Below are 22,545 nucleotides of genomic sequence, written 5' to 3' on the forward strand. Positions count from 1 at the left end.
GCAAAGCAGTAACGCTATGATATGAACTTGCCTATAAGCTTACCTTGTAAGGAAATCTTACTTTGTAAGTAAGAGCTTACTTGTAACACAAGTACGGTTAAAACCGTTATATTTGTAAGTGAGGTGTAATGCCTAATTAGAGTGGTACCGCGGAATATAACTTTCGTCTCTTTGTTGAGATGAAGGTTTTTTTTATTTTCTACTCCATAATAACAGAAGGAGGAATAACAATGGCAAAATACAATACAACTATTGATGAAAAATGGCAACAAAAGTGGGAAGCAACTGACTTATACAAATTTGATGAGAATAATACAAATAAGAAACTTTATGTACTTGAAATGTTCTCTTATCCATCTGGAAGTCAATTGCATGCGGGGCATTGGTTTAATTATGCTCCCGTGGATTCTTGGGCTAGGATGAAAAAAATGCAGGGATACAATGTATTTCAACCAATGGGCTTTGATGCCTTTGGGTTACCTGCTGAAAACTATGCAATAAAAACAGGAGTTCATCCAAAGGATTCTACCGAAGAAAATATTGTGACTATGGAAAGACAACTTAAAGCAATGGGAGCAATGTTTAATTGGGACCACGAAGTTGTAACCTGTCGACCTGATTATTATAAGTGGACTCAATGGTTATTCTTAAAACTATTTGAAAAGGGTCTTGCTTACAGAAAAAAAGCACCTGTAAATTGGTGCCCTAGTTGTAACACAGTGCTTGCAAATGAGCAAGTATTGGCTGATGGTTCATGTGAGCGATGTAACACTGAGGTTACTAAAAAGAATTTAACCCAATGGTTCTTAAAAATTACCGATTACGCTGAAGAACTTTTAGAGGATCTTGACGGCTTAGATTGGCCTGAAAAAACTAAGGCAATGCAAAGACATTGGATAGGTAAATCTACTGGTGCTGAGGTTACTTTTAAGGTAGCAAATTCCAACATAGACTTTAGTGTATTCACTACAAGAGTGGACACTCTATATGGAGTTTCTTATGTGGTTTTAGCTCCTGAAAATGACCTTGTAGATGTTCTAACACTTGACGAGTATAAATCTAGTGTTGGGGCATATAAAGATGAAGCTAAGAAGCAAACTGATATAGAAAGACAATCAATTACAAGAGATAAAACTGGTGTGTTTACTGGTTCTTATGCAATTAACCCTATTAACGGAAGAGAAGTTCCAATTTGGGTTGCAGATTATGTTCTAAATACTTATGGAACTGGAGCTGTAATGGCTGTTCCTGCTCATGATGATAGAGATTTTGCCTTTGCTACTAAGTATAACTTACCTATCGAAAGAGTAATTGTCTCTAAAGCAAATATTGTTGAAGCTGAAGAAAATCTTCCTTATACTGAACATGGAATAATGGTAAACAGTGGTGAATTCGATGGTTTATCTACTACTTGCGGAAAAGAAGCTGTAGTTGCGAAATTAGAATCCCAAAACTTAGGCTCAGGAAAAGTAAACTACAGACTACGTGATTGGCTAGTTTCAAGACAAAGATATTGGGGAGCTCCTATTCCAATAATTCATTGCGATAAATGTGGAAGCGTCCCTGTGCCTGAGAATCAACTTCCTGTGGAGCTACCATATGATGTTGAGTTTGCACCAGATGGAAAGTCACCTTTAGCTAAATCCGAGGATTTTATGAATGTTAGCTGTCCAGTTTGTGGTGGAATAGCTCATAGAGAAGCTGACACTTTGGACACCTTTGTTTGTTCCTCTTTCTACTATCTAAGATATGTGGATAACAAAAATACTGAAAAAGCTTTTGACACAGATTTAATAAATAAAATGCTTCCTGTAGATAAGTACGTAGGTGGCCCTGAACATGCATGTATGCATCTATTATACGCAAGGTTTATCACAAAGGCTCTTCGAGATATGGGGTATTTAAACTTTGATGAACCATTTTTATCTCTTACTCACCAAGGTTTAATTTTAGGACCTGATGGCCTTAAAATGAGTAAATCCAAAGGAAATACCATTTCTCCAGACAAGTATATACAAGAGTTTGGATCAGATGTGTTTAGAATGTACCTAATGTTTGGCTTTGGTTATACCGATGGTGGTGCTTGGAGCGATGATGGCATAAAAGCTATTGGAAGATTTGTTGATAGAATTGAAAGAGCAATCGACGCTGGAACCGAAGCTATTTTAAAAGAAAGCAATAATAAGGCTTCTCTGGACACAGCGGAAAAGGAATTAAACTATTGGAGACATTTTGCAATAAAGAGAGTTACAGAAGATGCAGAAAAACTTCAGTTTAACACTGCTATTGCAAGACTTATGGAACTTACAAATGCACTATCAAAGTATGTTAATGAAGACACTATTAATAGTAATTTCTTAAAAGAAGTGCTTGTGGATTATCTTAAGCTTTTAGCTCCTTTTGCTCCTCACTTTTCTGAAGAGAAGTGGGAAACCTTAGGTATGGGTTACTCTATATTTAATCAGAACTGGCCAGAATTTGATGATACTGCTCTAATCAAAGATGAAATAGAGATAGCTATTCAAGTAAATGGTAAAATTAAAGCTAGAATAAATGTAGCTTCAGATTTAGATGAAGAAAGTATAAAGGAAGCATCTCTTAAAGATGAGACCGTGCTCGCTTCCCTAGAAGGCAAAACTATTCGCAAGGTTATTGTAATTAAAGGGTCCTTGGTTAATATAGTGGCTTCATAACAATTAACAATGATCAATGATTCAAATGAAAAATAAGTGTGGTAAGTCTTAGTTTGACTTTCCACACTCATTTTTTTATTTAAATCATCATTTTCGTAGGTACTGCTCATCTTCTATGCTTAAATATTATCAAACTCCATGCATATCTAAGGTTTTCTGAGTTGACTTAAGAAGACTGCTAAGCTCAAAGACTTCTCCTTCTTCTATCAGTTTATTTAATTGCTCCCTATACCTAGTTGCATCCATTAATTTACCAAGGGAAGAGAGCAGAAGAATATTATTCATTATGTCTGATACCAAATTAGATTTTACCTCAAAGAGCTTCTGTGCATCTTTAATCTCATCTTTAATTTCCAGCATCTGTTCATCTAATTGAAAAGCAGCATCTGCAGCATTCTTAAGTTTTTCTCGTATATTCTCAGGTATATCATGCTTGTATTTATAATTTAGAGAATGCTCCACAGTAGCCCAAAAATTCATTGCTAAGGTTCTAATTTGAAACTCTGCTAATATTTCAACTTGACCATCAGATAAGTTCACAGGATACTTTATAATCATGTGATAACTTCTATAGCCACTACCTTTTACATTGGCAACATAGTCCTTTTCATAAACTATCTCCATATCTCGTCTTTCACGGATTAAATTTACCACCGTATCAATGTCATCAACAAATTGACACATTATCCTTATCCCTGCGATATCCTCCATTTCAAATTCAATTCTATCCAAGGGGATAGAGAACTTATTAGCTTTCTCAAGAATACTAGATATTTCTTTAACTCTACCTGTAACAAATTCTACAGGTGAATAATCATTTTTACGTCTATATTCTCTTCTTATGCTTTTGAACTTTACTTTTAACTCCTCCACCGCCTGCTCATAGGGAATTAAGAATCTTTTCCACTCTCTTATTGCCATATCCTCAGTCCTTTACATAAAATTTATTATATTTCTACTAACTTTCTGTTATAATTAATTTACTACTAAATTATAATAAAATCAATTACTTAAAATATGTATACTAAATCATATAAACTTATCATACCACATTAAATTTTATTTAGAGGTGATTAAATGGATAAAAAAATATTTTCCGGCCTAGAAAACATGGGGTTTGATAATATTAATGATATTAAAATCTACAACAAAGAAACAGAAGTAGCGAAAGAAAAAGAAGAAGAGAACAAGGAGAAGTCTCTTTTATATACTAAAGAAGTTACTTGCCCAGTTTGTGGACGCCAATTCAAAGCTCTTTCAGTAAAATCTTCGTCTTATAGAATGCTAAAAAAGGATAGTGACTTTTTCATTAGGTATTCTACAATTAATCCTTATTTTTATGATGTTTGGACTTGCAATTCTTGTGGCTATGCAGCTATGAAAGTAGATTTTCACACTTTAAGAAGTGTAGAAATAGAAGCAATACAAAGGTCTATTACACCTAAATGGCATGGAAGATTATACCCTGAAGTTTACAATGTACATATTGCTATTGAAAGATACAAGCTATCACTTTTAAATTACGTAATTATAAATGCAAAATCAAGCAAAAAAGCTATTAATTGTATGAAACTGGCTTGGATGCATCGACTTTTAGATACAGAAGACTCTAAAGAAATGGAGTTAATATTTTTAGCTCAAGCCCTAGAGGGACTTAATGATGCCTATTACTGCGAAGATTTCCCTATATACGGCATGGATAAATACAGTGCTATGTACCTCATCGGAGAGCTAAATAGGCGCCTTGGTCATGCAGAAAATTCTTTAGTTTGGTTTAGTAATGTAATTACAACCCCTCATGTACCTCAAAAATTGAAAGAACTTGCAAGAGACATGAAAGACTTAATTAAGGAAGAAGAAGCCGCACTGCTAGCTGCTGCTGATGATTTAACTAAATCCTCTACAGAAAGTTTTCAGGCAGAAGATACTATTAAGAAGCCTGGTTTTTTCTCAAAAATATTCAAATAATAACTAAGTCATATAAAAATAAGTAACAAGTCAATATACTTTAATTATTGACTTGCTACTTGTTTTCAGTTATTCTAATATTTTTATTGGATCGAAATTCAAATAATCACAGGAAGTTACTATATACTCTACACCCTCTATATTTCCTTCATATAATCTATTTAAAGATGGTCCATGCAAATGACCATATATAACCTTTTCCACACCATACTCTTTTATTATTCTTATAATTTCAGTTTCCTCAAATTTATCATTAGTAGGCGGATAATGAAGCATTACAATAATCTTTTTATAACCTTTCTTCACTGCTTCATCTAATGAAATCTTAAGCCTTATTAATTCCCTACCATATATCTTTTCATCATGAGTTGTAAATTTTGCAGCCCCCGGACAGTTCCATCCACGTGTACCACATATGGCATAATCCTTGTAATTAAAAAAATTATTTTGAATAAAATCCATATCTTCATAAAGAGAATTAAGTTTTGTTATACTTCCCCACCAATAATCATGATTTCCTTTAACGAGTATCTTATTACCAGGGAGCCTATGTATCCACTCTAAATCTGAGCTATCCTCTGAAATGCTCATGGACCATGAAATATCCCCTGCAATTAGCACAGTGTCCTCAGAGGAAATTTTGCTCATCCAATTTTCTTTTATTTTTTCATGATGATTGAGCCATCTTTCCCCAAATATATCCATGGGTTTATCTGAATTTATAGCTAGGTGAAGATCAGATATTGCCCACAACGCCATAGTATACCTCCTTCTGATCTGTTATGCTGATAGTATTAATACTATCAGCATAACTTTATTTTTCTTTCATTAATGCATCTACATCCATTACATAAGCAATTACCTTTGCTATTGCATCATATAACTCTATGGGTATTTCTGATCCTACGTCAACATTTGAAAGCAAGTTGGCTAATTCTTCATTTTCAACTATTGCCACCTTATTCTCCTTGGCCTTTTGCAAAATCTTATCTGCAATATATCCCATACCAGCAGCTGTAACTATTGGAACATCATATCCTTGCTCATATTTTATGGCTGCAGCTTTTTTTACCTTTTTCATTTTAACACACCTCATTAGTGTACACCAATTATAATCTTAGCATATGAAATAATATACTATACCATCTTGATTAATTGTTTTTAAAATACCTCTATACTATTATACCTTTATATTAATAGCATTAAAACTTCTATCATCAAAGAATTCCCTACAATTCGTTAGTGTAAAGTCGCTGGCCTTCTTATTCACTTCAATGTTAACTCTATAACTCAAGCTAGATAAATCTTTAATTAACTTATCTTTTCCAAGATCTAATACTTTAACCCAAAACTTATCACAGCTAATGTCAATGTTCATATTGCTATTGTTGATTTTAATATATGCATCCACAGTTCCCATGTTTATTGTTTTTACACTAGTAGCAATTCTCACATTCTTACTATCAATTTTCTTACCTTTTTTCCTATCATCTTTAATAATCAACTTAAGTTGATATTCATCTTCCTTAACATTTATAGGCAAATCTAAGTAATAATACTGTTCTGAAAGAGAATTAAACATTTTTATATCATTAACTCTTTGCTCAAGCCCACTCATAACCTTATCATAGGTTTCTGGTTTCAGATTAAGCTTATTTTCAATAACATCTCTAATCATATTTTTAATTTCTTCACTCTTTAATTTGACTTGCTCTTTGATAAGAACATCTGTAGTTATTTTTTCCGTCTTATTTTCAATATTATTTATTGCTGCTTTATCTGACTCTGAAACATTTAATTCCTTTTTTATCATACTTATAATTTCATTAAGTGAATTGTTTTTACCATATCCATTAACCTTGCTACTAACAACATTTTTACTACCTATGTCCGCCTCATTAAACTTGTCATTTGAAGACTTATTTAACGGTTGTTCTTTATTTTTATTTATATATTTTAAGTCTACATCACTAGAGCTAATTTGCGTTATATTTAATTTTTCTTCTAAGTTCTTTATCAATTTTGTATAATTATTTGGACTTAATGATATTTGCTGCTCTTTTAAAACCTTACTTACCAAATCTTTTAATGCATCACTGCTAAAATTAAGGGTTCCTAGCTTTAACGTTTCATTTTGTTTTAAACCTTCGCTTAGATTATGACCTTCACTTAAATTTAGCCCTAAACTTTGCTTTAAACTCTCTATAGTAGAATCTAAAATTCTATGGTTAATTCCTAAATCAAATAACTCTCGATTCATTAAGTTAACTACTTCTTTTAAATTTGTGCTATTAATAGGATTATCTAAGACTTGAACTTTATCCATGGTTTGAAGATTATTATTTATTATCTTATCTGACATTATCACTTTATTATTACTTAACTCTATGTTAAGAGATGCTTTCTCTAAAGAATCTCCTTTAAATTGAAAATTTTCAAGAGGCACTTTTATAAAATTATCTCCACTCTTGTTTACTTCTAAAGTATCAATATTGTTTCCCCTATTATTATTTAATAGATAGTTATTAATCTCTTTTAAATTATTATATATAGCAGATTCTCCTTTAAATAGTTTTATAAAACTCTCTAAATTACCCTTCGTGAGTTCTATATTATTCTCTTTAAATAATAATATCTCATCAACATTCAAGTTCTTTAACGCTTGAAAAAAATCCTTTAAAATTAATGTTATTTCTTTTCCCTTTTCACTATTGATGTCAATGTTTCTGCTATCAAGATATTTTGCAATAAAAATATCTTCTTTAGCTACACTTAAAAATATCTTCTCTTTAAAATCAACTAGGTTTTTTATATCAATTATATTATCCTTGGTTAAAGGCATATCATGTTTTATCATCTTTTCAAAAAGCAAAGCATCTTTTTTATCAGAGCTTAAAGGCGTTCCCGTTCCAAAGTCTTCTAAAATATCACCTTCAGAAACCTTGCCTTCTTTATCCTCATATACTAATCTTATTTTAAGTTTATCATCTTCAAAGCCTTCCACTTCAAATCTAAGCAAACTACCTTCTATGTCTTGTTTTAGTGGCTTGTCCAGTTTTGCAGAAAACTGCCATCCATCTAATAACTTTAAATTTACTTCTACCTTTTGCGGGTCTGTACTTATTACTCTTGCATTAAACTTCTCTCCAGCATCAAAAGATATTTTACTAAAAGCTTTTTTATCATGTGAATTCTGCAGTATTCCAATGTTGCTAATTAATGACATAAGCCACCTCCCAATTATTTGTCATAGTGCTCTGCTCAAAAGTTACCAATACTTTATTATCGTATGAAACATTCTTTTTTAAAGGGCAAAAAACAAAGCTAAAATATAAATTTTAACTTTGTCACTTTGAAACCATTGTTATTCTAATCTATTCTATAATTAAAGAATAATATTTTTTCTTTCCTTTTTTAATAAGTACACTATTATCTTTAAAATCCTCTTCTGAAAGTGTTGCATTTGTATTTTCAATTTTCTTATCGTTAATAGTTAGACCACCTTGCTCAATTAATCTTCTAGCCTCTGCTTTAGATGGTAGAACTTTAGTGTATACTAATATCTCTATTAACCCAGCGCTCTTCATGCTCAATGGTATAGATACTGTAGGAACGTTGCTCATATTAGTTCCACCACCAAATAAAGCCTCTGCTGCACTTTGAGCTTTGATTGCTTCTTCCTCACCGTGGATAAGTTTTGTCACCTCAAAGGCTAAAACTTTTTTAGCTTCATTGATTTTCTCATCTTTTAGATCACCTAGACGTCCAACTTCATCCATTGGTATGAAAGTAAGTAACGCTAAACATTTTTTCACATCTGAATCTTCAACATTTCTCCAGTATTGATAAAAATCATAAACTGATGTTTTATTTGCATCAAGCCACAAAGCACCATTTTCTGTTTTCCCCATCTTCTTACCTTCGCTATTAGTAAGCAGCGTGCATGTCATTCCATAGGATGATTTGCTTTCTTTTCTTCTTATTAGTTCCATACCCGCAATTATGTTAGACCATTGATCATCTCCACCCAATTGCATAGTGCATCCATATTTTTCATGCAATACAAAGAAATCATATCCTTGCATAAGCATATAATTAAACTCAAGAAAAGATAATCCTTTTTCCAATCTCTGTTTAAAACACTCAGCTGTTAACATTCTATTTACTGAAAAATGTACACCTATATCTCTTATAAAATCTACGTAATTTAGGTTTAAAAGCCAGTTTGCATTGTTTTCTAGTATTGCCTTGTCATCACTAAAATCTATAAGTTTTGAAAGTTGTGATTTTATGCAAGAAATATTATGATCTATTTCCTCCTTTGAAAGCATCTTTCTCATATCTGTTTTGCCAGAAGGGTCACCTATCATTGCAGTCCCTCCACCAACTAAGGCTATAGGTCTATGCCCTGCCCTTTGCATGTGTGCCATAAACATCATGGCAATAAAATGTCCAATATGTAAGCTGTCTGCTGTTGGATCAAAGCCAATATAAAAGGTTACTTTTTCCTCCCCTAATATCTTCTTTATTTCTGCCTCATGAGTAAGTTGTTTTAAGTATCCTCTTTCAAGTAGTGTATCATATACATTTTCCATAAACTATTCCTCCTTATTTAAATTCCTATTACAAGATAAAATAAAATAAAAAAACGCCCCTTAAGAAAGGGACGAAATTATTCCGTGGTACCACCCAAATTGATTTAACAATCCGCTCATCTCTTATAACGTAAGATTAACCCGTCTCAGCTTACCTAAATGTAAATTTATTTCAGCTTAAAGCTCCAGAATGTAATTCACTATATTTCTTAACTAGTTTGCACCTACCACTAGCTCTCTTAATAATTCCTATAGTTACTTCTTTCTTTCACAGCCTTTTATATATTAATTTTATGTTTTTAATTGTATATGTGTATTAAAGGTATATCAAGCAAGATAACTGTTCATTTAAGGTGTTTATCCTTGCTTACTTCTTGTTTACGCCAATTATTAGCTATTTGCTCCATATAACGATAAATGCAGGGCTAAAAGTCCTGCATTGCTAGTATGTTTAGGTTTACACTTATGTTTGAGTTTACATTTATGCTTAAAATTAGTGATCTTTCTGTTCTTACGCTATATACTCTTTTAAAAATTCCGGTGGACTTAAGCACTCACAACCAACATTTACATAGAACTCTACGTTATACTTTTTAGCTAAAGACTCCATTTTAGAAAATAATTGTGCCGTATGCTCAAGTTTATCGTCTACAATATTAAATACACCATCAACAAAAATGGTATCAATATCGTAATCCCTTGAAAGCATACCGCACAAAAACCCATAAAAGTCATTATTGTTTTTTAAGTTAAACTCATCTGTAGATACAAATCTCATTTTCCTGCTTAATTCTAAGGTAGCTTTAGTGTCATTATCAATATACACTATGCTTCCTTTAACATCATCAACCTTCTCATTGGCTAGTTGAATTAATGCTTTAGTTTTCCCGGAACCTTTTCTACCACAAAATACATGAATCATGTTAACCGCCTCCTATTTTATCTAATATAACCAGATAATTATTAAACAGGTCTACACAGAACTTAATATTACCATTCCCATTATATAATATTCAGAATATTTTTGCAATATTATAGTTATTAAATAAAATTTTTAATTCCAGGAAAAATCACCTTAAAACTATTATCATCCTTTGAATCTACAAATATTACTTTACCGTACTTTGCAAAGGCATTTTTCATTCGGGCAAACCCTTTCCCAGATTTTATAAATCTCTTTCTGTCATCTAGGGCTATTAACTTATCGTATATCCACATATTTCTCTTTAAGTAACTATTAGTATTAATCTTAGTTGAAAATAATAAGTTTCCTGGACTAGTTACCCTTACACTATTGTAACTTATTGCTATTTCAATTTCCTTATAAAATATAGTGTAATCCCTATAAAGTATTGCATTTTTTACAGCTTCATGTACTGCATCTATGGGATAATTTTGTGGAAATATCTTTTTAAATAATTCTTCTACCCTGTCTAATATATCTAATAAACTTCCTTGCAAAATTATTACCTCTTCAACATTATTATTTACTTTGTTTATTATCTTAATCATATTATGAGGTATATAAATACTATTAATTGAAGAAAACACCAACAAACCTCCAAGTGTTACTACTCTTTTGTTATACTCCCTTTCAATAAAAGTTATTCCTGCATTGTCCATAAATCCTAGCCTATTATCATCATTTACCAAAATACCCTTACTTATAAAATACTTATCAACCATATTAAAATCTAAACTATTTACATCACTATTTATAATAGGAATTGTTTCCATATTAAGACTTAAACTTTCTTGTAAATAAGAGATTAATTCTTCTTTCCTCATTGTGTCCGTTGTGGAGCCCCTTCTTATATAAAAAGCTCCATTCTCTTTTAACTGATAAGGCTTCTGACCACCATCATATATGGTTATAACCGCTAAACTCTTGCCTTGGTATAATACAAAATCTATAGATATTGGAATAGGTGGTTCACATCTTGAACTAATGATTTGTTGAAACTGCTCTTCTTTAAATTCAGATGTATCGATACCGATAATTTTTTTTGTTTTATCTTCCACTCCAATAATAAGATATCCTCTTCCCCCTCGAGAGTTAGCTATGGCACATATATCCTTTGCCAATTCTTTTTTGCCACTTTCTATTAGTACATCAATTCTTTGTTTAAAATCTAATTTTGTACCTTCCTCTCGTTTCAATAAACTGCTAATTTTCTTTGTATCCATAACCCTCACCCCAACCCCACTATTATACTTGCAGCTTACAATAATAATCCGTCAGATCATCATCTTCCATGCCACAATATTAACAACGACTTCTATTTGAAATTTATAGTATCCCCCGTGTTCATTATCTCCACTTCTACTTCAACTTTTAATTCAGTTACATTAATAATATTTTCAATTTTTATATTTGGATATTTAGCATAAAATCCTTCACTTATATCAAATATATCTATGTTCATACCCTTGTATTTTGCAAATATATTATTGCAAGCTTTCACAATATTATCTTCTGACTTCTTCTTAATTTTTTCAAGATTTTCTTTTGTAAGTGTAATCTTTTTTTGTGCTTCCCCAAAATCCACTCTAACTTTAATCTTCTTTTTTAAACTAACCACATTATCATTATAACTGATTTCTGTCTTAGTTCTACTATTTTTAATTTCTAAAGTTATAAATTTATTAACATCACATGGATTAGTTATTTCTAAAGTACCACCTGAAATAGCATTCATTAAAAAATTAAATCCTTGACCTTCTTCCCTTGATATTGTACTAACCATTTTATCATCCTTAATAACTGCCCCACCATTTACTTCTAACTTTCCATCCAAGCTATCTTTTTTAATATCTACTATGGTTACTACGCTACTTTTATCTCCCATTGACCTTTGATTATAAAACTCATTTAAACTTAGTTTTACAGCCCTTGATGATGCTCCAATATTTTCTAGTATCCTTACTATAAGTAGTCCAATGTATTTTTCTTGAGCAATGTTTAACTTCATAAGTTTCTCAGGATCTCCTACATATACTGCAATATATGGCCTTATAAGTAACTCCTGATCACGATCTAAAAAATCTATAAAATTATCAACACCTAATTCTGCAGCCTTTTGGGTAAATATTATAGCCTTGTTTTGTGTATAATTTAGTTTGTAAGTAGCCACAGCATTCATATCTCTAGCAGCTTCAAAAATGGTCTTTCCTGTTCCTTTAAATAATAATCGTTCATCTATGCCTTGTGGTGTTGCACCCCTAACCCCTCTAAAAGCCTCTGCATACAATATTGGACTGCCGTTATTATCTACATCTATTATTATTGAAGTAATAAATAAAACTTTATTAATGTCCTTATAACTAAAACATGCTGTCATAAAAAAACAGCTTATAATTATGTAGCTTATGATTATTACCTTTTTATACTTACTATTTATATTCCTATTCATTATATTCACCCTTATCAAAAATGCTATTTGATATATTGTTAAGATCTTTTCTATATAATATGTCCTTAGCCTTAAATGTTTCTAGAGTACCTAGAGGAAACAAATATGGATATCCACAACTTTCAAGTCCTGCAAGATGAGAGACAAATATAAATAAGCCAATATAAAATCCTGGAAGTCCCAGTACGGATGAAAACAAAATAATAATTATATTCCATATAGATAGAGCCCCATATAGCTTAGGCACTAAAAAAGAAGATATAGATGCAATTGCAACTATTATTATAGTACTTTGTGATGCAAGTCCCGCTCCCACTGCAGCATCACCCAGAATTAGAGCCCCAACAATACTCATTGACTGACCTACTGGCTGTGGCAATCTTATCCCTGCCTCCCTAAGTAATTCAAAGAAAAAGGTCATTAAAAGTAGTTCAATAACTGTAGGTAGCGGTACCCCAGCTCTAGAAACCGCAAGTCTTACTGCAAAAACTGCTGGGATAAGCGAAAAGTGGAAAGTAGTAATAGCCAAATATAACCCTGGTAAAAGACTTGATAAAAAGAAGCTAGCTACTCTCATAATTCTTGATACATTACCAAAATATTTATTTGAATAATAATCATCTGGTGATTGGAAATTATCTATAAAAAAATAAGGTGCAGTAATCACAAAGGGGGTTCCATCCACAATTATCGCTATTTTCCCTTCTAAAAGCTTTGATGCCACAACATCTGGTTTTTCAGTAGATCCTATTGTATCAAAAGCTGTATGTTTATTTTTTAATTCTTCCTCAATATAATTTGTGTCTAATATAAACTCTAACTTTATATTGGCAACCTTTTTTCTTATATAATCTACAAGTTTCTTTGGTGCTACATCTTCTATAAAGCACATAACAACTACTGTGTTAGATTTACTCCCTATTGAAAATGTCTCAAACTTTAAATTTGAATTTTTTATTTTTCGTCGTATCAACGAGACATTATCTACAAAAGCTTCTGTAAATCCTTCTCTCGGCCCTTTTATTACATTTTCTGTAACGGGAATTCCAACACTACGCCTTACAAACCCCTTGGCCTCACAATAAATTGCTTTATTTGCAAAAGAAAATATAAGTACCAAATCTCCGGATAAAATGTGTATTATAGCTTCATCATTACTATTAATATCTCCAATGCAATTGGCGGTTAATACTTCTTTTTTTATATACTCTATATCTGCAGTTTGAATTTCTCTTTCTATTAGAGGATTAAATATATATTCACTAATAAATTTAGAATCGCACAAATCATCAATAAATACGCCATATATTAATCCTACAGTGCATTCTATCTCTCGAAACTTTACATCATAGCTATTTTTTAGTTTTTCTTTGATATAATCTATATTTATATTTTCCATTTTAATCACCCTAATTATTATTTGTAATATTTAAGTTTAATATTCTGAAATTGGTAAATACTACAAGTATATTGTAAATTTTGTTGTGATTTATCACAGCATTAAATAAGGAGAAAAAATGGATAAGCTAAATACAAAACATTTAATGTTCCTAATTTGGGGAACTTCCATTGTATCTATGAAAACTTACCCCAATGTATTTAATTCAGAAGCAGGTAGAGATTCCTGGATTTCAGTTATTATTTCTTCAATTATCTTACTCTTATATTTTGTTTATATACTTTTCGTTTGTAAAAAAACAAACTGCTATAATATGGATGATATCTATCGCAAAGCTTTAGGTAAAACTATGGGAGATTTCTTTTTAATACTATTTGTCATAACTCTAATTATTACCTTAATAGAAAGTTCATCAGTAGAAGCAAATGCAATGCATGTAAATATGCTTTCTGACACTCCCCCCTGGTTCTTTCTTTTGTTTCTAGTAATACCAGCCATATACATTGCGAAAAAAGGTACTAGGGCAATAGTTATAGTTACTATTATAGGCATATGTCTTATAATGCTAGCCGGTATAAATCTAGGAGTTCTTACCACTAAATATAAAAAGGTAAGTTACTTACTTCCTATAATGGCTAATGGCATCACGGTGCCTTTTGTTTTATCTATAATAAAAGCACTTGGGTGCTATAGTGGAATAGCTATTTGTATTCCATTCTTATCTAAATTAGCTAACAAATCAAAGACCAAAAGATACTCCATAATCGCAATATTAATTGTAATCCAAATGGAAATCGTAGCTAATATTGGTACCCTCACTACCTTCGGAATAAGCAGAACCTTGAACCTTAGCTATCCCAAGCTCACACAAACTCAACTAGTTAGTTATTTTGACTTTTTAGAGTTTGGAGAGCTTTATGTAATGCTTCAAATGGTGGGTGGATGGTTTATTAAATATGTATTAACACTAAGTGCAATACTGATATTATTAAAAAAACTCTCGTTTCTTAACAAATATACAATATATATTATTAGTTTATTTGTGTTCATAGTTTCCTTTTTTGTTTCCGCTAAAATAATAACATTATATAAATTTTTAAACTTTTACGTCTATTTTTCTGCAATAAGTTTTATGTTAATACCAACAATAATCTTTAGCATCTTTTACTTTAAGAACAAATAGTGCCACCCACGTGGCAAGTGGCAAAAGTGACAATCTCTAGCATATAGATGTTATCCACATCCACTTCCACAAATTGTTTCCTATATAACAAAAAAGAGGAGTAATATTTATCTTATATTACTTCTCTTACTTCTCTTACTTCTCTTACTTATGAAATTACATATTAATAACTTTAGCATCTACATCTCATAAACAATTATCTTATCTTCCAATTTTATTTTTTAATGCTGCTATTAAAGGTAGTGCCAAAACTATTCCACCCACTACTTGGAGTATGTTAGTAGGTATGTCCTTTAAGGAAACAATTAGTGATTGAGCAAATGTAAATGTCATATCTTTAGACATAAATGTTAGTATAATTGCCCCACCTAAATAATATGCCGCAATCATGAATAATCCTGATACAACAAAAGCAAATATATTATTTGGAATATTATTTCCATTGTACCCTTTCCTATAGGCGATAGTTCCAGCGATATAAGCCATAATACCTTTTATAACGAAGGTGAATGGCGCCCAGGTTGTATATCCAGACATTAAATCAAACAAACACATACCAACAGAAGATGATATAGCTGCTTTCTTTCTTCCAAACAATATAGCTGCTAAGAAAATCATACTATCTCCGAAATGAAGAACTCCCATAAAAGTTGGAAAGTGTATAACCGAGGTTGCTATGAATGTAATTGCTGCCATCAGACTAATCTGTACTATATCAATAGTTTTAATTGATGATACCTTATTTTCCATGTATTTCCCCCTAAATTTAATCTTTAATACTTAATTAACTCTTACTCTAATATTATTATATACCATATTATCTTTTTATCAAATGTACCCATACGCTTAATATTAATATGGTTGCATACGTATTTTGCATATACATGAATGAATTAATAGATACTATACTTAGTACTTACTAATTTAATAATGGAGGTAACCCATGACATTTTTACGTTGGCTTGGTGGATTTATTGTTCTATTTTGGTTAATGGGAGTAATCTTAAGTATTGGTGGAAATTTAATTAATATACTACTATTAACTGCTTCAGCCGTATTTATAATTGATGCTATTACCAATAGAAGAAAAAGCATGTAAAAGCTTATTTACGCAAAAAAACTCTCTTGAATTCACTTCAAGAGAGTTTTTTTTATAATTATTGTTATGATATTACTAGTCGTTATTTTTACCCATATCTGATAAAATCAAGCCTTTATTATGATCTAAAGCCCAACTAATACCCCAATCATTTTGGAATACTAATAAGTCTCTATCCTTAAAATCTTTAACAATTCTAGTATCACTGCTTAAATTTAGCTTATCTACATCTATATTACTATTTTCAATCCATCTTATCTGAGTAAATGATAGCCTATCCATCTTAATATCTACGTTATATTCATTTTTAAGTCTGAATTCTAACACCTCAAACTGTAATACTCCTACAACTCCAACTATTACCTGTTCTATTCCTATGTGAAGTTCCTTAAATACCTGAATTGCACCTTCTTGAGCTATTTGTGTTACTCCCTTTATAAATTGCTTTCTCTTCATAGTATCTATAGTTCTCACCCTTGCAAAAAATTCTGGTGCAAAAGTTGGTATTCCTTCAAACTTAAATTTATTTGAAGAAGTACACAAGGTATCTCCTATACTAAATATTCCTGGATCAAAAACCCCAATGATATCTCCTGCATAAGCCTCATCCACTATTTCCCTATCCTGTGCTAGAAACTGTTGTGGCTGAGCTAACTTCATTTTATTGCCACCTTGTACATGATAAACATCCATACCCTTTTCAAAAGATCCAGAACAAATTCTCATAAAGGCAATTCTATCCCTGTGAGCTTTATTCATATTAGCTTGAATTTTAAATACAAAGGCAGAAAAGTCTTTACTGAAAACATCAATCTTTCCTATATTTGAATTTCTTGGTAATGGTGGTGATGTTAATTGTAAAAAATTATCTAAGAAAGGCTCAACACCAAAATTAGTTAATGCACTTCCAAAGAATACCGGTGTAAGTTCTCCTGCAGTCACTTTGTTTAAATCAAATTCATCTCCTGCTATATCTAAAAGCTCAATGTCTTCTAGGAGCTTCTCGTATAGTGCTTCACCAACAAATTCAATTGCTTTTTCGTCATCAATATTGATTTTTGTCTCTTTAGCCTCTATTTGGCCATGCTTTCCATCTTGAAAAACAATGATTTCCTTTGTTCGTCTATCATAAACACCTTTAAAATCTACTCCGCAACCTATTGGCCAGTTTATTGGATAAGACTTAATTCCAAGTTCATTTTCTATCTCTTCCATAAGTTCAAAGGTATCTCTAGTTTCTCTGTCCATTTTGTTAACGAAAGTAAATATAGGTATCTCTCTAATGCTACAAACATGGAATAGTTTTCTTGTTTGTGCTTCTATTCCTTTTGCACCATCAATAACCATTACCGCACTATCTGCTGCCATTAGGGTCCTATAAGTATCTTCACTAAAGTCTTGATGCCCTGGGGTATCAAGTATGTTTATGCAAAAATCATTATAATTAAATTGCATAACGGAAGAACTAACAGAAATACCTCTCTGCTTTTCTATTTCCATCCAATCCGAAACTGCATGTTTAGATGCCTTTCTAGCCTTAACTGAACCTGCAAGTCTTATTGCTCCTCCATATAATAATAACTTTTCTGTAAGCGTAGTCTTCCCAGCATCTGGATGCGAAATTATAGCAAAGGTTCTTCTCTTTTGAATCTCTTTTATGTAATCTATCAAGGTTTATTACCTCCTTTTTTAATATTTTTTAGCTATGTACTAAAAATATATATTCCTAAAATCACTATCAACATTCTCGGTGATTTTAAAATTTCTTTTCTAATTTCTCTACCTACTGATTTTAGCTTTTCTGAGCATGTATGTCAACTACGCTTGTACTTTGCAAATAAAAAAAGTGGGTAAAGTATGAGATTTCTCCTGCGTGCCTTGCAAAAGAGCTTGAAACCTGAAATTACATTCTTTCTGTTTAGCTTGAATTAATTGTATACGGTGTTTTAATTAAAAAAATAATTATAACCATTCTTTTGATTGTATTTATAACTGTTCAATTGGTATAATATATATTATATGATAAAATTAATAATGTTTTTATAGATTAATATGTGAGTATTCATAATAAACTTTCAGATAATCGTGATAGGGGGAGACCATTATGTCAAAAGTAGCACTTTTAATAATAGACATGCAAAAGGATTGTAAAGAAGCCACATCTTGTAAGGCATCCTTTGAAAATTCGGTAGAATATATTAATGAAATCAGTGAATATTTCCGTACAAAAAAACATCCTGTGATAATCATACAGGATCTTGAGTCAGGCGGACCAGATACTGAAGGCTTTAAATGTGTAGAAGAATTAATAGTATCAGACAATGATTTTTTTGTACATAAAACCTATAACAATGCCTTTTGGGAAACGGAACTAGATTCTATTCTAAAAAATCAAGGTGTAGACTGTGTTATTGTAAGTGGCTTTGCAGTAGAGTATTGCGTTCTCTTTACTTACAATGGCGCTATTGAAAGAGGTTATAATACTTTCTTGCTTCAAAATGGTGTATGTGGATTTGATGATGATGAAATTAAACGCATTCAATTATTAAGATCTGTTGTAAGCTACAAAGCACTTGAGTATTTTTTGAAGTAAACTAAATTGTATGCTAACTATTTAGTTAGCATATTTTTTTTTCACTTTTCGGTCCATTGCTCAAGACTTAATCATGTTACTTCTTCTAATGTCTTTCCATCTATAGAACTGTATGAACCATAAACTATATCATTAGGATATGAATATCCTCCAATGATTTCGCCCTCTGATAACATAACAAATACGTTTACCCCATTTTTTGTATTGTTATCTCTTTTTTGCAAAGTATGATTTTTTACTGTAAATTCATATACAATTACTTCTTTTCCAAAATACTTATCCGGTTCTACTGTTTGTACACCCCAATCCTGTTGATATGGTATAGTTTCCACTCCTCCAGAAAGTTTGATTTTCTCTAAAGTATACTTATGTATTTTTCCTTTTCTAGCTGTAATTTCATATCCCTTAGCTTTGACATAATTCTCTGACCTCTTTTCATCACCAGCAACTTCTATATTACATCCTACAAAAGTTAAAATTATTAATCCAATTAAAAGTAATACTAGCTTTTTCATAAAACCCTCCACCTTATACTTAATTTCACGTTATATCTTCCTATATATTAGACAAAATAAAATACAATATGGTTTTGGATTTTTACATAAATTCTAAAATAAATGCAAGAATAATATTTCAAACTAAGTTGATTCTGACAAAACTTTTAAATGCTAATATAGTAGTATAATAATGGAAGGAGGGATTAACATGGATTATCTGAGTATTATACTTGAAGCAACCCAATTTATACACAGCAAATATGACGAAAATATCTTAGTTGCCCACATATCTGAGTATGTATATCTTTCACCATCTTATTTTTCGAAGGTGTTCAGGATACTGACAGGTTACACGGTGAAAGAATACGTTAATCGATATCGTTTATACCAAGCAGCAACGGCACTTAAGGAAACTGACAAGAGAATCATCTCTATCGCCTTTGAAGCAGGGTTTTCGTCCCAGCAGTCATTTACTAAGAAATTTGTACAGCAATATAGAATTCCCCCGGCGCGTTTCAGGAGGCTAAATCCATTTATTGATCCTTTTCCTCCCAAAAATTTATTTATGGAAAGAGGTATAGCAATGGATTTAAAACAAAGTTTTGACAATGTCCAATTTATCACAAAAGAAAGCTTCCTGGTAGTAGGAATTGAGACTGACATTAATTACAATATAGGTACTGACAACATAGGAGATTTATATGACCGATGGAACAGTCAAAAATTGGTGGAACTAATTCCTGATCAAGTAAACTTCCCCGTAGAATATGGTATGGCTCATGAATCAGGAGAAGATGATACTGCTAAGTATATGATCGGCGTGGAAGTTTCCACACTTGAAAGCTTGCCGACCGGTCTGATTGCTCGTAGATTCGACACCTGCGAATACGCAGTGTTTGATACCACTCTCGGCATGGAAACTAGCGGAGATTTTTGGAGGCATTTTTACAAGACATGGTTACGTGAGCAAGGTCTAGAACAACCTGAAGCGGTTTATACCAAGAACAAAAATATTTTCTCAAGACTTCCTAGTTTTGAGGTATACGATGCTAATTTCAAAGACGAAACATCTAGAATTCAGATTTACGCACCTATTCTAAGAAAATAATTATTTTTAACAACATTTTGGAAGCTTCAAGTCTTCCATCTTATATAAGTGTCAGTTACCTAGCCCAGAAAGGTTACTTTGGTGGCAGGATAACAATTGAGAATTGTTATCTACACCAGAGGCCTACCCAGAGGTAAATCTGCTTCCAAAGTTGTTAATATTGCAGCATCGCAGATGATGATTTAACATTTAGAAAAGGAGAAAATTCCATAAGAGCCTTCAAGTGTAGAAGGTTCTTTTTTTGTGCACTGAAACTGTAAAACAATACAAATAGGCGTAGTTTCAGCTAAGTTGCTATAGTAGGTACCAAGTGAACCCATTCCATTAAAATAAAAAACTATGCTGAACATTTTATAATTAGCATAGTCTTTTTGTTATAAAAGCGATTGTGAAAAATCCTGTTACTTCTTCTACTTCAATTTATAATAAAGATCCAGCTTAGCTGCAAAATATATTTGAGACAAGAGTCTAATCTCGTATAGAACAACAACCATCAATCTACGATAACTCTCTCCCTCTTCACCCCTAGAATATCCCTAAATATAATCGAAGTATGAAATTTCTCCGGAGTGACTTGCAATAAGAAGCGTAGAAACCATTGAAATTCCATACTCCTTTTACCTAGGTATAAAGCCTATCTTCTTTTGCATTTTTCTTAATGTCTTATTAGCAACAAAATTAGCTTTCTCTGCACCCTTCTTGTAAATTTCTTCTAAATAAGCCTTGTTACCTGTATATTCCTTAATCTTTATCTGTATAGGTTCAAGTTCCGCAACGATTGCTTCTGCTACATCTTTTTTAAATTGAGCATAGCCTAATCCTTCATATTTTGTTTCAATTTCTTGTATAGACATTCCCGTTAAGGTCATTAGTATGGTCATTAAATTCTTAACACCTAATTGCTCATCATTATACTTAACTATTCCTAAACTATCTGTAACTGCTCTATTTACTTTCTTTCTTATAACTTCTGGTGGATCCATAATTAAAATACTTCCATTTAGATTTTCTTCTGATTTAGACATCTTCTTTGTTGGGTCTTGTAAATCCATTATCTTAGCCCCTAGCTTAGGTATATAAGGGTCTGGTATTACAAAGGTGTCACTATACATTCTATTGAATCTTTCCCCTATATCCCTAGAGAGTTCAAGATGTTGAAGTTGATCTTTTCCTACAGGCACTAAATCAGTTTGATATAATAAAATATCTGCTGCCATAAGAACAGGGTAGTTAAATAATCCTACTCCTATACTTTCACCATTCTTTTTAGATTTATCTTTATACTGAGTCATTCTGCTTAATTCACCCATATAAGTGGAACAAGTTAAAAGCCAAGAAGCTTCACTATGCGCGCTGACATGTGATTGAATAAACATTGTGTTTTTTTCAGGATCAATTCCCGACGCCAAATAAATAGCTAACACTTCTAAAGTTTTTTTTCTCAAATCCTTTGGTTCTTGCTTCATTGTAATTGCATGTAAATCTACCACACAAAAATAGCATTCATATTCCTCTTGTAACTTAACCCAGTTTTTTATTGCTCCTAAATAATTTCCAAGAGTTAAGTCACCTGAGGGTTGAATTCCACTAAATATTACTTTTTTATCGCCTTCCAAAATAATCATCTCCTAAAATATAATAATTGAAAAAAAATCATATATTGCTACGAATGCTAATTCACGTCGTTAAGTAATTCTAAAATTAATTATATCTACATCTGCTAAAAAACACAAACTCGCTTACACTCAAACATGTGTTTTTCTTTACGCATCTATAAATATAATTAATTAAGAATTACTAAAACTTGTTCAAATGCTTTCTGATCAATATATGATTTTTTCAATGTGCTAACGGTGCTAAAGGTAGGAAATTTTTCAAATTTCCAAAATCGAGTAGGAGCTGAATAATTAATTTATTCAGCGACCTCTCACACCACCAAGCATACCGTTCGGTACTTGGCGGTTCAATAAGATTTACCTAATCATAAATATTTTTCA

Annotated in this window: 19 protein-coding genes and 2 other annotated features (1 of these 21 only partly in view); of the genes, 6 read left to right on the forward strand and 13 right to left on the reverse strand. The window is 31.6% G+C overall.

Annotated features, from left to right (window positions below; translation table 11 throughout):
* Positions 1 to 174 (forward strand) — a binding site (T-box leader) (it extends 81 nt beyond the left edge of the window).
* Positions 175 to 230: 56 nt separating this feature from the next.
* On the forward strand, positions 231 to 2,693 hold the full coding sequence (gene leuS, locus LGK97_RS11915) for a leucine--tRNA ligase (protein WP_226259993.1): 2,463 nt from the start codon (positions 231 to 233) through the stop codon (positions 2,691 to 2,693).
* Positions 2,694 to 2,822: 129 nt separating this feature from the next.
* Here the strand turns inward: leuS and LGK97_RS11920 are convergent, their stop codons facing one another.
* Complete coding sequence (locus tag LGK97_RS11920) at positions 2,823 to 3,614, reverse strand: GTP pyrophosphokinase family protein (RefSeq protein ID WP_226259994.1); 792 nt, start codon at positions 3,612 to 3,614, stop codon at positions 2,823 to 2,825.
* 189 nt (positions 3,615 to 3,803) lie between these two features.
* Between LGK97_RS11920 and LGK97_RS11925 the strand changes: the two genes are divergently transcribed.
* The gene (locus LGK97_RS11925; protein ID WP_413228430.1) at positions 3,804 to 4,661 is read left to right on the forward strand and encodes a DUF2225 domain-containing protein; all 858 of its coding nucleotides are present in this window, start codon (positions 3,804 to 3,806) and stop codon (positions 4,659 to 4,661) included.
* A 69-nt stretch (positions 4,662 to 4,730) separates the two neighbouring features.
* Here the strand turns inward: LGK97_RS11925 and LGK97_RS11930 are convergent, their stop codons facing one another.
* The 8 genes from LGK97_RS11930 to LGK97_RS11965 all read right to left on the reverse strand — a co-directional run bounded on the left by LGK97_RS11930 (position 4,731) and on the right by LGK97_RS11965 (position 14,068).
* Positions 4,731 to 5,420, reverse strand: coding sequence for a metallophosphoesterase (locus LGK97_RS11930; RefSeq protein ID WP_226259996.1), 690 nt, complete (start codon positions 5,418 to 5,420; stop codon positions 4,731 to 4,733).
* A 55-nt stretch (positions 5,421 to 5,475) separates the two neighbouring features.
* Positions 5,476 to 5,742, reverse strand: coding sequence for an EscU/YscU/HrcU family type III secretion system export apparatus switch protein (locus LGK97_RS11935; RefSeq protein ID WP_226259997.1), 267 nt, complete (start codon positions 5,740 to 5,742; stop codon positions 5,476 to 5,478).
* A gap of 99 nt (positions 5,743 to 5,841) precedes the next feature.
* Positions 5,842 to 7,887, reverse strand: coding sequence for a hypothetical protein (locus tag LGK97_RS11940; protein ID WP_226259998.1), 2,046 nt, complete (start codon positions 7,885 to 7,887; stop codon positions 5,842 to 5,844).
* A gap of 148 nt (positions 7,888 to 8,035) precedes the next feature.
* Positions 8,036 to 9,256: a tyrosine--tRNA ligase gene (gene tyrS / locus LGK97_RS11945; RefSeq protein ID WP_226259999.1), complete on the reverse strand. Its 1,221-nt coding sequence runs from the start codon at positions 9,254 to 9,256 to the stop codon at positions 8,036 to 8,038.
* A 64-nt stretch (positions 9,257 to 9,320) separates the two neighbouring features.
* Positions 9,321 to 9,537: a binding site (T-box leader), on the reverse strand.
* Positions 9,538 to 9,767: 230 nt separating this feature from the next.
* A complete protein-coding gene (locus tag LGK97_RS11950) occupies positions 9,768 to 10,178 on the reverse strand; it encodes a hypothetical protein (protein WP_226260000.1) in 411 nt (136 codons plus the stop codon).
* Between the two features lie 119 nt (positions 10,179 to 10,297).
* Positions 10,298 to 11,443 (reverse strand): helix-turn-helix domain-containing protein, encoded by a 1,146-nt coding sequence (locus tag LGK97_RS11955; protein ID WP_226260001.1) that lies wholly within the window; start codon positions 11,441 to 11,443, stop codon positions 10,298 to 10,300.
* A 92-nt stretch (positions 11,444 to 11,535) separates the two neighbouring features.
* Positions 11,536 to 12,669: a Ger(x)C family spore germination protein gene (locus LGK97_RS11960; RefSeq protein WP_226260002.1), complete on the reverse strand. Its 1,134-nt coding sequence runs from the start codon at positions 12,667 to 12,669 to the stop codon at positions 11,536 to 11,538.
* Complete coding sequence (locus LGK97_RS11965; RefSeq protein ID WP_226260003.1) at positions 12,662 to 14,068, reverse strand: spore germination protein; 1,407 nt, start codon at positions 14,066 to 14,068, stop codon at positions 12,662 to 12,664. Before LGK97_RS11965 ends, LGK97_RS11960 begins: the two co-directional genes overlap by 8 nt.
* 118 nt (positions 14,069 to 14,186) lie before the next feature.
* Here LGK97_RS11965 and LGK97_RS11970 point away from each other — a divergent pair, with 118 nt between their 5' ends.
* Positions 14,187 to 15,251, forward strand: coding sequence for a GerAB/ArcD/ProY family transporter (locus LGK97_RS11970; RefSeq protein WP_226260004.1), 1,065 nt, complete (start codon positions 14,187 to 14,189; stop codon positions 15,249 to 15,251).
* A gap of 201 nt (positions 15,252 to 15,452) precedes the next feature.
* Here the strand turns inward: LGK97_RS11970 and LGK97_RS11975 are convergent, their stop codons facing one another.
* Positions 15,453 to 16,001: an ECF transporter S component gene (locus tag LGK97_RS11975; protein ID WP_226260005.1), complete on the reverse strand. Its 549-nt coding sequence runs from the start codon at positions 15,999 to 16,001 to the stop codon at positions 15,453 to 15,455.
* A gap of 193 nt (positions 16,002 to 16,194) precedes the next feature.
* On the opposite strand from LGK97_RS11975, the gene LGK97_RS11980 reads away from it, so the two are divergent.
* Complete coding sequence (locus LGK97_RS11980; RefSeq protein WP_226260006.1) at positions 16,195 to 16,350, forward strand: DUF5670 family protein; 156 nt, start codon at positions 16,195 to 16,197, stop codon at positions 16,348 to 16,350.
* 75 nt (positions 16,351 to 16,425) lie between these two features.
* On the opposite strand, the gene LGK97_RS11985 is transcribed toward LGK97_RS11980, so the two are convergent.
* Complete coding sequence (locus LGK97_RS11985; protein ID WP_226260007.1) at positions 16,426 to 18,021, reverse strand: peptide chain release factor 3; 1,596 nt, start codon at positions 18,019 to 18,021, stop codon at positions 16,426 to 16,428.
* A 433-nt stretch (positions 18,022 to 18,454) separates the two neighbouring features.
* On the opposite strand from LGK97_RS11985, the gene LGK97_RS11990 reads away from it, so the two are divergent.
* Positions 18,455 to 18,943: a cysteine hydrolase family protein gene (locus LGK97_RS11990; RefSeq protein ID WP_226260008.1), complete on the forward strand. Its 489-nt coding sequence runs from the start codon at positions 18,455 to 18,457 to the stop codon at positions 18,941 to 18,943.
* A gap of 71 nt (positions 18,944 to 19,014) precedes the next feature.
* Here LGK97_RS11990 and LGK97_RS11995 read toward each other — a convergent pair whose 3' ends face one another.
* Complete coding sequence (locus LGK97_RS11995) at positions 19,015 to 19,458, reverse strand: hypothetical protein (protein WP_226260009.1); 444 nt, start codon at positions 19,456 to 19,458, stop codon at positions 19,015 to 19,017.
* Between the two features lie 190 nt (positions 19,459 to 19,648).
* On the opposite strand from LGK97_RS11995, the gene LGK97_RS12000 reads away from it, so the two are divergent.
* Positions 19,649 to 20,548, forward strand: a complete 900-nt coding sequence (locus tag LGK97_RS12000) for an AraC family transcriptional regulator (RefSeq protein ID WP_226260010.1) — start codon at positions 19,649 to 19,651, stop codon at positions 20,546 to 20,548.
* Positions 20,549 to 21,165: 617 nt separating this feature from the next.
* Here LGK97_RS12000 and trpS read toward each other — a convergent pair.
* Positions 21,166 to 22,164: a tryptophan--tRNA ligase gene (gene trpS, locus LGK97_RS12005; protein ID WP_226260011.1), complete on the reverse strand. Its 999-nt coding sequence runs from the start codon at positions 22,162 to 22,164 to the stop codon at positions 21,166 to 21,168.
* Positions 22,165 to 22,545 lie beyond the last annotated feature (381 nt).

The organism is Clostridium sp. CS001, from assembly GCF_020443565.1.
In the GTDB taxonomy this organism is placed as follows: Bacteria; Bacillota; Clostridia; order Clostridiales; family Clostridiaceae; genus Clostridium_AD.

What these genes read in the sequence shown, in the direction of transcription:
- LGK97_RS11990 (WP_226260008.1), top strand. Translation starts at nt 18,455, where the DNA reads ATGTCAAAAGTAGCACTTTTAATAATAGACATGCAAAAGGATTGTAAA.
- LGK97_RS11965 (WP_226260003.1), bottom strand. Translation starts at nt 14,068, where the DNA reads ATGGAAAATATAAATATAGATTATATCAAAGAAAAACTAAAAAATAGC.
- leuS (WP_226259993.1), top strand. Translation starts at nt 231, where the DNA reads ATGGCAAAATACAATACAACTATTGATGAAAAATGGCAACAAAAGTGG.
- LGK97_RS12000 (WP_226260010.1), top strand. Translation starts at nt 19,649, where the DNA reads ATGGATTATCTGAGTATTATACTTGAAGCAACCCAATTTATACACAGC.
- LGK97_RS11920 (WP_226259994.1), bottom strand. Translation starts at nt 3,614, where the DNA reads ATGGCAATAAGAGAGTGGAAAAGATTCTTAATTCCCTATGAGCAGGCG.
- LGK97_RS11970 (WP_226260004.1), top strand. Translation starts at nt 14,187, where the DNA reads ATGGATAAGCTAAATACAAAACATTTAATGTTCCTAATTTGGGGAACT.
- LGK97_RS11980 (WP_226260006.1), top strand. Translation starts at nt 16,195, where the DNA reads ATGACATTTTTACGTTGGCTTGGTGGATTTATTGTTCTATTTTGGTTA.
- LGK97_RS11955 (WP_226260001.1), bottom strand. Translation starts at nt 11,443, where the DNA reads ATGGATACAAAGAAAATTAGCAGTTTATTGAAACGAGAGGAAGGTACA.
- LGK97_RS11925 (WP_413228430.1), top strand. Translation starts at nt 3,804, where the DNA reads ATGGGGTTTGATAATATTAATGATATTAAAATCTACAACAAAGAAACA.
- LGK97_RS11975 (WP_226260005.1), bottom strand. Translation starts at nt 16,001, where the DNA reads ATGGAAAATAAGGTATCATCAATTAAAACTATTGATATAGTACAGATT.
- tyrS (WP_226259999.1), bottom strand. Translation starts at nt 9,256, where the DNA reads ATGGAAAATGTATATGATACACTACTTGAAAGAGGATACTTAAAACAA.
- LGK97_RS11940 (WP_226259998.1), bottom strand. Translation starts at nt 7,887, where the DNA reads ATGTCATTAATTAGCAACATTGGAATACTGCAGAATTCACATGATAAA.
- LGK97_RS11995 (WP_226260009.1), bottom strand. Translation starts at nt 19,458, where the DNA reads ATGAAAAAGCTAGTATTACTTTTAATTGGATTAATAATTTTAACTTTT.
- LGK97_RS11960 (WP_226260002.1), bottom strand. Translation starts at nt 12,669, where the DNA reads ATGAATAGGAATATAAATAGTAAGTATAAAAAGGTAATAATCATAAGC.
- LGK97_RS11930 (WP_226259996.1), bottom strand. Translation starts at nt 5,420, where the DNA reads ATGGCGTTGTGGGCAATATCTGATCTTCACCTAGCTATAAATTCAGAT.
- LGK97_RS11935 (WP_226259997.1), bottom strand. Translation starts at nt 5,742, where the DNA reads ATGAAAAAGGTAAAAAAAGCTGCAGCCATAAAATATGAGCAAGGATAT.
- LGK97_RS11950 (WP_226260000.1), bottom strand. Translation starts at nt 10,178, where the DNA reads ATGATTCATGTATTTTGTGGTAGAAAAGGTTCCGGGAAAACTAAAGCA.